Below are 12,189 nucleotides of genomic sequence, written 5' to 3' on the forward strand. Positions count from 1 at the left end.
CGGATCGTCGCGGCCGCTCGTCGCTTAATGGATTTTCCCGCGAGTGGTCGTGTTGGCAGAATTGCAGGGACGCGCGAACTGGTGWTCAACGGTACCCCATACGTCGCAGCTTATGCTGAAACGCAATCGGCGGTTCGTATTCTCCGCATACTTCATGGCGCGCAGGAATGGCCAGACACTATTCCAACCAGCTAGGCTTCCAACTCGTGTCTGGGTCAATGGGTCGCCAGTTCGGATCCCATCAAGAGCAATATTGGCAGCCACATCGTAAATGTGGTCAAGGCAACAACGTGATGGGATCCGAAGCTAAGTTCGTTTATAACAAGCCATGCTCTCAGATGTCGGTACTGCGTCCTTCGATGCGAGCTAAGACCCGATCCAACGCCGACACCAGTGTGGCGCGCCCACCCTTCGTCTCAAAATCCGACAGGACCTGCTCATTCAGCCCGCCTTTCGTTGCGAATTCTTCGCTGAGCGTATGAAACGAATGGACGGGTCCTTCATTGGCCCGCAGTGCGAGGCTCTCAAACAGCGGCGCAATATAAGCTTGCCCCTTTGATCGATCGAGCCCGTTGTTTTCCAGCCAGTCGGTCGTCCACTCCATGACCCCGAAGAAGGTCGACATCATGGCGCTGGCAGCAGCAAGAAGATCATATTCCTTTCGGGATTCGCATTGAACAGCCGTGCCAAGCGCGTCGAACAGGGCAGCTATTTCAGGATTGGGAGGGTAAATCGCTGTCACGCCCCGGCGATCTGCGACGAAAGGCAAGGGGATCGCCTGTACGAGGTCTATCTCCGCCCTGATCCAGTCGAGCAGGTTTTGCCGCCCCATCGTGGCGATGACGCTGACGATGCGTTGTTCATTCCTGAAACGGAGCGCGCGTATCACCTCTTCGGCGATCTGCGGACGTATGGCGAGGACCACAATGTCGCTGCGATCAACCACCGTCTGGTTGTCTGCTGCCACGGTGACGTCGTCGAATTTGGCGGCAAGCCTTGCTGCGATGTCCGCGTTGCGGGGCGAGACATAGACCTTAGAGACATGTGCCGGCTCGGCCAGGAGGCCGTGCACCATAGCTTCGGCGATCGCACCGGTTCCGACAAAGCCTATCGTTTTCATATCTGCCATCTACTCCGCAGCCCGCGCGGGTCCGAGCGGGACATCGGTGGTATAGTTCTCGCGCATGAAATTGATGAAGTTATCCTGGAATTGCCGTGTGTGAGCATGGGCGAGTTCATCTGCCAGGTCGACGTTCTTATCCCGAATTGCCTCCAGCATCAGGCTATGCTCGTCCGTGAGGAGATACCCCTCGTGGGTGCGTTCCAGATATTCGAAATGCAGGTGCAGCATGCGCTGACCCTGCGACAGGAGCTTCTCATAGAAAGATGCCAGATAGTGGTTCTTTCCCGCATAGGCAATCGCCATGTGGAATTCCTTGTTCGCCTCCGACATCGCCAGATGATTTCCGACTTTCACGGCGGTCGCAAATGCCTTTTCCCGTTTGGCAATCAGCTTGAGGTCGGTATCGGTTCGAAGCGCCGCCGCCAGGCGCGTGTTCATTCGCTGGGCGATGTCGAGCGCCTCCACATACTTCGGAAAGCTTCCCACTTCGATGGGCGCGACGATCGTGCTGCGGTTGGACAATGTCACGACGAGTTCGTCCGCGCCCAGGCGGATCAAGGCTTCGCGCACCGGCGATCGCGACATGTCGAAGCGCTCGGCCAGTGTTGTTTCATCGAGAAGCTGACCCGGCGGCAGGGTGAGGGCGAGGATCTCGTTGCGCAGCGTTTCATAGACGCTTTTCCAGCCGGTTCCCCGGACCCGTTTCACTTCAGTCTCGTCAGACACTTAAGTCCCTTTCGTTCACACATATGACATTGGGCCAGAAAAACAGCGTGTCGGCAATGTAACTTTTTCGCTTGACTTTGTCGACACTGTGTTGACATAAATTTGCCAGTCGACACGAAGCCGACAGAAGAATCGAGAAGAAACGGCCAAAGCCGACGAGTGGAACCGCGCTTCGCGCACAGCAAAAGAGGAATGCCGATGCTTTCGAAGTTGATCACGTCCGCCTTGCGGGCGTTGCCCGCGCTCGCCCTTATGGCAGGCGTTTCCGCAACCAGCGCCTATGCTCAGACCGCCGATAGCTATTGGCAGGGCGTGCAGAAGGCCGGTGTCTTGAGGTGCGGCGCGGCGGTTGCTCCGCCCTACGTCATGCGCGACCCGGCAACCGGCGAATATTCGGGCTTCTTTGCCGATCTCTGCAAGGAATTCGCCGAGGTGCTCAAGGTGAAGCCGCAGTTTGTCGATACGACATGGGACAATATCGTTGCCGGTCTTCAGGCCGGCAAATGGGACGTCTCGCTGGCGCTGAACCGCACGGCGACCCGCGCCATGGCGGTCCAGTTCTCGATCCCGGCGATGGAGTATCAGATCTCGCTCGCCTACAATAAGAACAATCCGAAGATCCCGGCGACTGCAGTCTCGGTCGCCGACATCGACAAAACTGGCGTCACGATCGCAGTCATGTCCGGCACGGCCCAGGACAAGGCGATCTCTGCAGCCGTGAAAAGCGCAACCATCATGCGCCTTCCGGGCAATGACGAGACGCGGCTGGCCCTTACCTCGAAGCGAGCCGACATTCTGGTCGACGCATCCGATACCAACCAGCTTCTCACCCAGGCAAATCCCGATTGGGCCGTGGCCCTGAACCCGAAGCCTGCGCTTGCCAAGCAAGGCGTCTCCTTCGGCCTGCCGCACAGCATGTCGGCCTCGGATGTCGAAGTCGCTAACATCTTTCTCGAGGAGAGGGTGGCCACCGGTCATGTCGACGAACTGATCCGCAAGGCCGTCGGCGAAGTTCTCAAGGGCGCAAAATAAGTTCCGCCCGACGTCGGCGCTTTGTCGCCGGCGTACCCTCTCGCTGTTCAGATAAACCGAGATCGGCCATGACCACGTCTTTCAGTCTCCCCCTCGTTAAAATGCAGGCGCTCCACAAGAGCTACGGCAACGGAGCCGTCCAGGTGCTGAAAGGCATCGACATCGAAATGAAGCCCGGTGAGCGCGTCGTGGTCATCGGCCCGAGCGGCGGCGGCAAGAGCACGCTGCTCCGGGTGATGATGGGCCTCGAGCAGATAGATAGCGGGTCGATCAGCTTCGATGGGAAAGCCTATATTTCGTCCGAAGGCCTGGGTAAAAAGACGCTCATCGATACGGAGGTCCGCCGGTCGATCGGCATGGTCTTTCAGCACTACACGCTTTTTCCGCATCTGAACGTGATGCAAAACCTCGTTCTTGCGCCATGCAAGGTGCGCCGGGAAGCCAAGACGCAGGCCGTGAACCGCGCCCAGGCTCTCCTCGAGCGGTTCGGTTTGGGAGCAAAGGCCAAAGCCTATCCAGCCCAGCTTTCCGGTGGCCAGAAGCAGCGCGTCGCCATCGCACGCGCCCTGATGCTGGATCCGAAGCTGATGCTCTTCGACGAGGTCACGTCGGCGCTTGATCCCGAGCTTGTGAGCGAGGTCGAACAAGTGATCCTTCAGCTGGCATCGCAGAACATGCCGATGATGATCGTGACCCACGACATGTGGTTTGCGAGGAACATCGCCTCGCGCGTGATCTTCTGTGCCGGCGGCGTTGTCGTCGAGGACGGCCCTCCCGAACAGGTGCTCGGTTCTCCCCGGGAGGAACGAACCAAGGAATTTATCGACCGCGTCTTTCACATCAAGCAGCAGGGGGCGGTTGCATGAGTTACGCCTTCGACTTCAACGCGGTCTCGATCGCGCCGCTCCTGCAGGGCCTTTGGGTTTCTCTGGAACTGACCGCGGCGGCCAATGTCATCGGTATCGGTCTGGGCTTTGTGCTCGCCCTTCTGATCATGAGCCCTTACCGGCCGGTCCGCCTGCCATTCATGCTGTTCGTCGAGTTTTTCCGCTGCACGCCAGCCATCGTTCAGATCGTCTGGATCTTCTACTGCGTCCCGATGATCTTCGACGTCTTCCTCGATCCGATCACCATGGGTGTGCTGGCGCTCGGGCTGAACCTCATGGCCTTCAATGCCGAGGCCTATCGGGCGGCGATCCAGGCGGTTCCACGCGAGCAGCTTGACGCCGGTATCGCGCTCGGCCTGTCGCCGTTGCAGCGCGTGCTCTACATCGTCTTCCCAACTGCATTCCGTGCCTCGATCCCCATCCTGCTGACGAACGGCATCGTCATCTTCCAGCAGAGCGCCCTGGTCGCAATCGTCGCAATCCAGGATCTCATGTACCAGGGAAAGACGCTTGCGACGGAAACGTACCGACCGATCGAGACATTCACGGTCGTCGCGCTCATCTATTTCGCCGTGTCCTTCCCGATCACGCAGATCGTCGGCTTCCTTGAACGCCGCCGGCAACTTCTCGTCAGCTAGGAGGCCACGATGACACTCGATTTCTCGATCCTTCTCCGCTTCGAGCATGCGCTTTTGCTCGGCCTTTGGATGACGATCAAATTGACGCTCATCTGCATTGTGCTCGGATGCTCCCTCGGCTTTCTGGTGGGTCTCGCCAGAACCTCCGGCAACGTCGCGATGCGGGCTGTTTCCAGCATCTATGTCGAGTTCTTTCGCGGGACGCCGGTGCTCATCCAGCTCTTCTGGATCTTCTTCTGCCTGCCTCTGCTGCTCGGTGTCGAGCTGTCGAACCTCGCATCGGGTGTGATTGCGCTGACCCTCTATATGGGTGCGATCACCAGCGAGACCTTTCGCGCAAGTCTGAGGTCGATTGGATCGGAGCAGATGGACGCCTGTGTTGCGCTCGGACTCCCGCGGAATATCCAGATCGTCAACGTCGTGCTTCCACAGGCCGTCCTGCGCGCGATCCCGACGCTGCTTTCGAACTGCGTCAGCCTGTTCAAGGAAAGCGCCCTGGTTTCGGCCGTCGGCATGGCCGATCTGATGTTCGTCGGCCAGAACATCTCGAACAATACAGCGCGCCCCGTCGAGGTGCTGACCGTCGTCGCGCTGATCTATTTCGTCATCGCATTTCCGCTGACGCGAGCCGTCTCGTTCATCGAGGTGCGCATACTGAAGAAACTCGCCCTCTAAACGCAATTGCCTCACATACAGGAGACTTCCATGAAACTGTCCGGCGTCATGCCCGCGCTCATCACCCCCTTCGACGCGAACGGCAGGGTCGATTTCAAGGCCTTCGAAAAGCATCTGACTGCGCTGCGCGCCGCCGGTGTGACCGGATGGGTGCCCATGGGGTCGACAGGTGAATATTCCGCAATGTCGAACCCGGAACGTGACGATGTGCTGCGCTTCGTCAAGGACTTCGCCAGAGAAGGCGAGGCCCTGATTGCCGGCACGAATGCGTCGGCAACCCGCGAAGTCATCGAGAATACTCTTCGGGCCAAGGAGATCGGCTACGACACCGTCTTGCTGGCGACGCCTTTCTACACGCGCCCGACACAGGACGAACTGCTCGCGCATTTTCGCCGGGTGCTCCAGGCGACCGATATCAACCTCGTTCTCTACAGCTATCCCTATAAGGATGGCATCGAGATAGGATTCGACATCCTCGATGCGCTCGCCGACGACCCTCGCGTTCTCGGTATCAAGGAAAGCTCTGGTTCCCTGCAGCGCGCGGTCGATATCCACTCCCGCTACAATGGGCGTATCAACTTGATCTCCGGCTCTGACGACATTGCTCTCGACTTCATGTTCTGGGGCGCCGATGCCTGGATCTGCGGGCCTGCCAACTGCATGGCAAAGGCCTGCGTCGATCTCGATCGAACCTTCCGCTCGGGCGATCTCGCAAGTGCGCGCGAGAAGATGATCGTGCTCTATCGCGCGATGAACATCCTCGAGAGCGGCAAGTTCGTGCAGAAGGTCAAGTATGGCTGCGAGCTTCAGGGCCTGCCGGTCGGCAACAGCCGTGCGCCGCTCGGCGAACTGACGGCCGATGAGAAGGCCGAGTTCAAGGCTGCCATGGAGCCAATCTTGAACTGGTAAAGGATGAGGGCGGCAAGACCGCTCCGCCCCTTAAGCAAACATGAGGTCGTCATGACATCTACCGTGGTCGTGGGAGCCGGAATCATCGGCGTCGCCATCGCATACGAGCTTCAGCGTCGCGGCAGGGTCGTCACGCTTCTGGATAGGAATGCGCCGGGCACCGGTGCTTCCTTTGGCAACATGGCAAGCATCGCCGTCACCGAATTCATGCCGGCCTCGCGGCCGGGCATCTGGGCGCAGATGCCGAAGTGGATGCTCGATCCGGAAGGGCCGGTGCGCATCCGGCCATCCTATATGCCGAGGCTGATGCCGTGGTTCGTTCGTTTTCTGGCGGCAAGCCGGCCATCGAAGCTCCGCGCCCTGGAAGCCGCAGGGGCAGCGCTCTGCAGGCGCGTCCACGAGGATCTGGACGCTCTGCTTGCGGAGACCGGGTTAAGGCACATGTTGAGCCAGGAAGGCTGCCTCAGTCTTTACACTGACGATGCGGAATTCCGCGCCGATCGGGAGCATATCGAGATCCTGGATCGCTTCGGTTTCCGCTATGAGGTAATTGGCGCCAACGCGATACGCGATCTGGAACCCGCCCTGACGACGAAAATCGGAAAGGCCGTCCTCTTTCCCGACAACCGCTCGATAGCCGACCCTCACAAACTCGTGGTCGCCATCGCGGATAAGTTTCAGGCGCTCGGCGGCTCCGTGGACCAGGGTGAAGCGGTTGGATTCGAGCATGGCGAAAGCGATATATCCGCCGTGGTGCTTCGAGATGGACGAAAGATCGTCGCGGATGAGGTCGTTCTGGCTGCGGGCGCTTTCACGGGACGTCTTTCCAGGGCGGTCGGTGAGCCCATACCGCTTGAAACCGAGCGCGGTTATCACACCCAGATCACGGAGCCGGGGATCTCCATGCGCCACTCCGTCATCTGGCCGGCGAGAGCCTTCATGGTGACACCCACAGCCGGCGGGATCCGGGTCGGCGGGACCGTGGAGATGGCGGGCCTTGATGCACTGCCGGACTATCGTCGCGCCAAGGTGCTGGTGAAACGGGCGAGGGAGGCGTTGCCGGAGCTGCAGGCCCACCGAGCGTCGGAATGGATGGGTCACCGCCCCGCCTTGCCGGATACCGTGCCCATCATCGGGCCGTCCGCCAGGCGAAAAAACCTTTGGTATGCTACCGGCCACGGCCATCTCGGGCTGACTTACGCGGCGACAACAGGCCGGCTGACGGCCGATCTCGTCACGGGCGTCCAGCCGCCCGTGGACATGAAACCCTATCGCGTCGACCGCTTTTGAGCCGGCCGCCATTCCGAAAGCAAGGAATTTGACATGCGAACAGAATTGTACATCGACGGCAAATGGGTGAAGCCGGTCGGGGGCGGGACCTGCCTCGTGACCAATCCTGCCACGGAGGAGACGATCCAGACGATCGCGGCTGCGACGGCCGAAGACATCGACGCGGCGGTGAAGGCGGCTCGTCGTGCCTTCGACCGGGACGGTTGGCCGAAGCTGACCGGTGCCGAACGCGCGAAATATCTTCGCGCCATCGCAGAGGGCATTCGTGCCCGGCAATCCGAAATTGCCCGCCTGGAAGTCCTGGACAACGGCAAACCTTTCTCCGAAGCGGCCTGGGATGTCGCCGACGCGGCGGGCTGCTTCGATTTTTATGCCGGACTTGCCGAACAACTCGACAACAATCCTGAAGAACCGATCGCCTTGGCCGACGATCGCTTCACGTCGAAAGCGGTCAGGGAGGCTATTGGCGTCGCAGGCGCCATCATTCCCTGGAACTATCCGCTGCTGATGGCGGCCTGGAAGGTCGCTCCGGCGCTGGCCGCCGGATGCACCGTCGTCCTCAAGCCTGCCGAGCTGACATCCCTTACCGCTCTGGAACTCGCCGCCATTGCCGACGAGGCTGGATTGCCGCCCGGCGTCCTCAATATTGTCACCGGCGCCGGATCGGTGGCTGGTCAGGCGATCATCGATCACAAGGGGGTCGACAAGCTGGCCTTTACCGGGTCCGGCCCCGTCGGCTCGAAGATCATGGCCGCAGCCGCCCGCGACATCAAACGCGTCAGCCTTGAGCTCGGCGGCAAGTCGCCCTTCGTCGTCTTCGAGGATGCCGACATAGATCAGGCCGTCGAATGGATCATGTTCGGCATCTTCTGGAACCAGGGGCAGGTCTGCTCCGCGACCTCGCGCGTTCTCGTTCACGAGGCACTTTATCAGCGCCTGCTCGCCCGCCTGATAGAGGAAACCGGCAGGATCGCGATCGGCAATGGCCTCGATGAAGGCGTGCTGCTCGGCCCGCTGGTCTCCAAGCGCCAATACGAGCAGGTCATTGCCGCAATCGAAGCCGCCCGCAACGCAGGTGCGACCGTCGCCTGCGGAGGCATCCGTCCGGAAGGGTTCGACAAGGGCTACTTTCTCCGGCCGACCGTCCTGACCGATGTTCCGCTCGACAGCGATGCATGGGTCGAGGAGATCTTCGGCCCCGTCGTCTGCATGCGGTCCTTCAAGACGGAGGAGGAGGCGATCGAACTTGCCAACAGCTCCCGTTTCGGTCTCGCCGCCGCCGTCATGTCCAAGGATGACGTCCGCGCCGAGCGGGTGGCCGCAGCTTTCCGGGCCGGCATCGTCTGGATCAACTGCTCGCAGCCGACATTCACCGAGGCACCCTGGGGAGGCTACAAGGAATCCGGCATCGGTCGCGAGCTCGGTCGCTGGGGCCTGGATAACTACCTGGAGACCAAGCAGATCACCAAATACGTCACCGACAAGCCATGGGGCTGGTACATCAAGTAGGAGATTGCGTCGATGCGTTTCGAGAAATCGCTTGAGCTGCTGCTCGTCCATTGCCAAGGCGAACTCGGCCATGTGCTTGTCGGCGGCGCGCCGGRGATCCCCGGCGCAACCATGCTGGACAAGATGAACCATATCAACACGGTCGATGACAGCCTCCGGCGCTTCGTCACTTTCGAACCGCGTGCCAACGTCGCGATGTCGGTCAATCTCCTGCTGCCGCCGATCCGATCTGACGCCGATGCTGGCTTCATCGTGCTCCAGGCAGATCGGGCACATCCCATGTCGGGGAGCAACTGCATCTGTGTCGTTACGGCGTTGCTTGAAAGCGGCAGGGTGCAGATGCAGGAGCCGGAAACCACCGTTCGCCTCGACACGCCCGCCGGGCTGGTCGTCGCTCGCGCGAGGTGTAAGGGTGGCCGCTGCCTGAGCGTCAGTCTCGACAATGTGCCAAGTTTCGCAGAGCTGCTCGATCATGAGATCGATACGCCGGCATGGGGTCGGATCAAGCTCGATATCGCTTTCGGCGGCGTCTATTATGCGCTCGTTGACGTCCGTCAGATCGGGCTTGCCATCGAACCCGGTAATGCCCGCGCTCTTGCCGAGGCCGGTGTCGAGCTCAAGCGGCTTCTTGTGGATCAGGTCGAGGTCAGGCACCCAACGCTGCCGGGGACCAACGAAATTGCCTATGTCATGTTCCGCGACAGCGAAGCGGACGGCGCCATCCGCACCTGCACGACGCTGCTGCCGGGCAGGGTGGACCGCTCGCCCTGCGGAACGGGCAGCTCCGCCAATCTGGCGAGCTTGCATGCACGCGGGATCGTATCCGTGGGCGACAGCCGCACGTCGCGCTCCATCATCGGTGGCGAGTTCCAGGCGCAAGCGATCGGCGAGACCGAAATCAGCGGGCGGCGAGCAGTGCTGCCGCGTATCACGGGCCGTGGGTATGTCTATGGCCGTACCGAACTTCGCATCGCGGACGACGAGCCGTTTGCCACGGGGTTCGCCCTATCCGACACCTGGGGACCGCAGGTCGATCTGCTGAAATGAGGAGGAGCACATGAGCAAGCCGCTTGAGGGTCAATCGATCCTTCTCACCGGCGCATCAGGCGGGATCGGCGCCGCCATTGTCGAGCGCCTCGCCGCCGAAGGCGCCTGCGTGGCCATTCACTACGGACGGGACAGGGAAAAGGCACGCCACCTTCTCGATCGCATCGGTGGACGGGGCTGGATCATCCAGGCGGATTTGTCGAGGCCTGAAGGCCCATTCGAACTTTGGGCGAGGGCGATAGATGCGGCGGGGCGCGTGCATGCGCTGGTAAACAACGCCGGCATCCGCTCGGAGATAACGATCGACGCTACGGCTGATGACTGGCGGGCTGCATGGCGGAAAGAGTTCCAGGTCAACTTCTTCGCAGCGGCAGATCTTTCCAAGGAGGCCATCCGGCATTTCAAGGCAAACGGCGGAGGCCGCATCGTCAACATGGCAAGCCGTGCCGGGCAGCGTGGCTATGCCGCCGATGCCATGCCCTATGGCGCGACGAAGGCTGCTCTTGTCAATCTGACGAAATCGATCGCCAGAAGTTTTGGCGCCGACGGCGTGACGGCGGTGGCGGTCGCGCCCGGCTGGGTGAGAACTGACATGGCCGAAGACTTCGTCGCGAAGCACGGGAAGAGCGCTGCGGTCGCTGACATACCGATCGGTGAAATGGCGGAACCGTCGGAGGTCGCCGAACTTGTCGCCTTCGTTCTGCGTCCCACGCAGGCCTCGCTCAACGGAGCGACGCTCGACGTCAACGGCGGCAGCTATATCAGGTAAACAAGGGGAGCCTCTCATGAAGCGTTTTGAAGAAAAGGTCGCTGTCGTCACCGGTGCGGGCGGCGGTATCGGATCGGCAATCGCCCGTCGCCTGTCCGCAGAAGGAGCGCTCGTCGTCGTCACTGACGTGAATGCCGAGGCTGCCGCACAGGTCGTTAGGGACATCGAAGCCGAAGGCGGTGCCGCGACCATGATTGCCGCCGACATTTCGAAGAAAGGCCCCTGCTACGCGCTTGTCGAGCAGGCATTCGATCTTCGTGGCCGCATCGACGTCCTCGTCAACAATGCCGGCATCAATCGGCGCGGAAGCCTTCTGTCTCTTTCCGACGAGGACTGGGAAGACAGCTTCACCGTTAACCTCGATTCCATGTTCCATCTCTGCCGCGCGGCCCTGCCGCATATGATTGCAGCCGGCGGCGGGGCGATCGTCAACACGGCGTCCCAATGGGGACTTTATCCGGCGCCCAACCACATCGCCTACAACACCACGAAGGCGGCGGTTGCGGCTTTCACGCAAAACCTGGCTCGGGACTACGCGCCAAACAAGGTGAGGGTAAATGCCGTCTGCCCAGGGGAAATTCACACGCCCATGCTGGAGGCAGGTGTCAGGCGATCGGGCCGCACCATCGCCGATCTCGATAGGTTGGTGCCTTATGGCCGTATCGGCAAGCCGAGCGAGGTTGCCGCGCTGGTCGCATTCCTGGCGTCAGAGGAAGCCGCGTTCATGTGTGGATCGCTGGTCGAGATCACCGGAGCACAGGCGGTGGCTTAGAACGTTAACAATCCCGAATCTGCGTCCGGTACGCCTTACATCGCGAGTTTATATGCTGCGCCAAAATAGTTTACGGAGCGCCGGTTCGATTCCGCTCAAGAGCGAAGAGACGCCAGCGACCTTGGCGCGGCCGCGCTGATCGCGGAATGCCCTCTTCCGAGGGGATACGTCTTTGTCATCGGCCGAGCGAATCGTTCTAGCCAGCCGGACGATTTCAGGCCCTCGCCAGCGTCTCGAACATCCAATTCCAATCGCATGTCAAAAATGGATGTTGGCCCTTTCGCAGAACGTTCCTAACGTTAGCGACAACAGTAATTTCAGAGCGATTGGTTTCGAGCGATGCCTCGGCCGAACGATCTTGGCATCGCGAACGAATGGAAGATGGAAAGGAGTGGCTTGCGGCTTTGGTTGCCGGCCTCCTGCTGAAGGTGATGGCAATGACCCGACAGACGACCCACATGACGCTCTCGCATAGGACCCGTCTCGTTGCGCTGCTTGCCTCGACGGCGCTGGTGCATTCGACGGCAGTGCTGGCGCAGTCACTGCCGTCAGGCGGTCAGGTGGCCGCCGGCAGTGCGACGATCGGGTCGCCATCGGCCGGGTCTCTCACCATCAACCAGACGAGCGGCAGCGCYGTCGTCAAYTGGCAGAGTTTCGATGTCGGCAAGGGCAACCGCGTCACCTTCGTCCAGCCCGATGCCAATTCAGCCATCCTCAACCGGGTGACCGGCCAGACRASKTCGACCATWKCMGGYCAGATCAATGCCAATGGCCAGGTCTATCTGATCAATCCGAACGGCATTGCCATTACC

At 60.7% G+C, this 12,189-nt stretch carries 14 protein-coding genes; 12 read left to right on the forward strand and 2 right to left on the reverse strand.

The features are described from left to right. Window positions 1–195, forward strand: a 195-nt coding sequence (locus tag QD461_RS35980) for a type II toxin-antitoxin system RelE/ParE family toxin (RefSeq protein WP_414091573.1), incomplete at its 5' end; no start/stop codon positions are given. Window positions 196–334: 139 nt separating this feature from the next. On the opposite strand, the gene QD461_RS35985 is transcribed toward QD461_RS35980, so the two are convergent. Next, window positions 335–1,129 (reverse strand): pyrroline-5-carboxylate reductase, encoded by a 795-nt coding sequence (locus tag QD461_RS35985; protein ID WP_414091574.1) that lies wholly within the window; start codon window positions 1,127–1,129, stop codon window positions 335–337. Further along, entirely contained in the window at window positions 1,130–1,849 is a 720-nt protein-coding gene (locus QD461_RS35990) for a GntR family transcriptional regulator (protein ID WP_004119315.1), read from the reverse strand. Between the two features lie 198 nt (window positions 1,850–2,047). On the opposite strand from QD461_RS35990, the gene QD461_RS35995 reads away from it, so the two are divergent. The 11 genes from QD461_RS35995 to QD461_RS36045 all read left to right on the forward strand — a co-directional run. Further along, window positions 2,048–2,881: a substrate-binding periplasmic protein gene (locus tag QD461_RS35995; RefSeq protein ID WP_414091575.1), complete on the forward strand. Its 834-nt coding sequence runs from the start codon at window positions 2,048–2,050 to the stop codon at window positions 2,879–2,881. 68 nt (window positions 2,882–2,949) lie between these two features. Next, on the forward strand, window positions 2,950–3,747 hold the full coding sequence (locus QD461_RS36000) for an amino acid ABC transporter ATP-binding protein (protein WP_414091576.1): 798 nt from the start codon (window positions 2,950–2,952) through the stop codon (window positions 3,745–3,747). Continuing rightward, window positions 3,744–4,406, forward strand: a complete 663-nt coding sequence (locus tag QD461_RS36005) for an amino acid ABC transporter permease (RefSeq protein WP_414091577.1) — start codon at window positions 3,744–3,746, stop codon at window positions 4,404–4,406. The genes QD461_RS36000 and QD461_RS36005 overlap by 4 nt, the downstream gene beginning before the upstream one ends. Window positions 4,407–4,415: 9 nt before the next feature. Then, window positions 4,416–5,081 carry an amino acid ABC transporter permease gene (locus tag QD461_RS36010; protein ID WP_414091578.1) on the forward strand — a complete coding sequence of 222 codons (666 nt, stop codon included), beginning with the start codon at window positions 4,416–4,418 and terminating at the stop codon, window positions 5,079–5,081. 30 nt (window positions 5,082–5,111) lie between these two features. Next, window positions 5,112–5,990 (forward strand): dihydrodipicolinate synthase family protein, encoded by an 879-nt coding sequence (locus QD461_RS36015; RefSeq protein ID WP_414091579.1) that lies wholly within the window; start codon window positions 5,112–5,114, stop codon window positions 5,988–5,990. Between the two features lie 51 nt (window positions 5,991–6,041). After that, the gene (locus QD461_RS36020) at window positions 6,042–7,280 is read left to right on the forward strand and encodes an NAD(P)/FAD-dependent oxidoreductase (RefSeq protein WP_414091580.1); all 1,239 of its coding nucleotides are present in this window, start codon (window positions 6,042–6,044) and stop codon (window positions 7,278–7,280) included. Between the two features lie 33 nt (window positions 7,281–7,313). Then, window positions 7,314–8,789 (forward strand): aldehyde dehydrogenase family protein, encoded by a 1,476-nt coding sequence (locus tag QD461_RS36025; RefSeq protein ID WP_414091581.1) that lies wholly within the window; start codon window positions 7,314–7,316, stop codon window positions 8,787–8,789. Between the two features lie 12 nt (window positions 8,790–8,801). Beyond that, entirely contained in the window at window positions 8,802–9,836 is a 1,035-nt protein-coding gene (locus QD461_RS36030) for a proline racemase family protein (RefSeq protein WP_414091582.1), read from the forward strand. A 10-nt stretch (window positions 9,837–9,846) separates the two neighbouring features. Further along, entirely contained in the window at window positions 9,847–10,605 is a 759-nt protein-coding gene (locus QD461_RS36035; RefSeq protein ID WP_414091583.1) for an SDR family NAD(P)-dependent oxidoreductase, read from the forward strand. Window positions 10,606–10,621: 16 nt separating this feature from the next. After that, window positions 10,622–11,377, forward strand: coding sequence for an SDR family NAD(P)-dependent oxidoreductase (locus tag QD461_RS36040; RefSeq protein WP_414091584.1), 756 nt, complete (start codon window positions 10,622–10,624; stop codon window positions 11,375–11,377). A gap of 374 nt (window positions 11,378–11,751) precedes the next feature. Then, window positions 11,752–12,189 (forward strand): filamentous hemagglutinin N-terminal domain-containing protein (locus QD461_RS36045; RefSeq protein WP_414091585.1); only part of this gene is annotated, 438 nt, incomplete at its 3' end.

It is taken from the genome of Rhizobium sp. BR 314 (assembly GCF_047445805.1).
GTDB classification, from domain to species: domain Bacteria; phylum Pseudomonadota; class Alphaproteobacteria; order Rhizobiales; family Rhizobiaceae; genus Rhizobium; species Rhizobium lusitanum_B.

Excerpts from the sequence above, each read along its gene's own strand:
- QD461_RS36015 (WP_414091579.1), top strand. The coding sequence starts at position 5,112 with ATGAAACTGTCCGGCGTCATGCCCGCGCTCATCACCCCCTTCGACGCG.
- QD461_RS36025 (WP_414091581.1), top strand. The coding sequence starts at position 7,314 with ATGCGAACAGAATTGTACATCGACGGCAAATGGGTGAAGCCGGTCGGG.
- QD461_RS36000 (WP_414091576.1), top strand. The coding sequence starts at position 2,950 with ATGACCACGTCTTTCAGTCTCCCCCTCGTTAAAATGCAGGCGCTCCAC.
- QD461_RS35985 (WP_414091574.1), bottom strand. The coding sequence starts at position 1,129 with ATGGCAGATATGAAAACGATAGGCTTTGTCGGAACCGGTGCGATCGCC.
- QD461_RS36040 (WP_414091584.1), top strand. The coding sequence starts at position 10,622 with ATGAAGCGTTTTGAAGAAAAGGTCGCTGTCGTCACCGGTGCGGGCGGC.
- QD461_RS36035 (WP_414091583.1), top strand. The coding sequence starts at position 9,847 with ATGAGCAAGCCGCTTGAGGGTCAATCGATCCTTCTCACCGGCGCATCA.
- QD461_RS36010 (WP_414091578.1), top strand. The coding sequence starts at position 4,416 with ATGACACTCGATTTCTCGATCCTTCTCCGCTTCGAGCATGCGCTTTTG.
- QD461_RS36020 (WP_414091580.1), top strand. The coding sequence starts at position 6,042 with ATGACATCTACCGTGGTCGTGGGAGCCGGAATCATCGGCGTCGCCATC.
- QD461_RS35995 (WP_414091575.1), top strand. The coding sequence starts at position 2,048 with ATGCTTTCGAAGTTGATCACGTCCGCCTTGCGGGCGTTGCCCGCGCTC.
- QD461_RS36005 (WP_414091577.1), top strand. The coding sequence starts at position 3,744 with ATGAGTTACGCCTTCGACTTCAACGCGGTCTCGATCGCGCCGCTCCTG.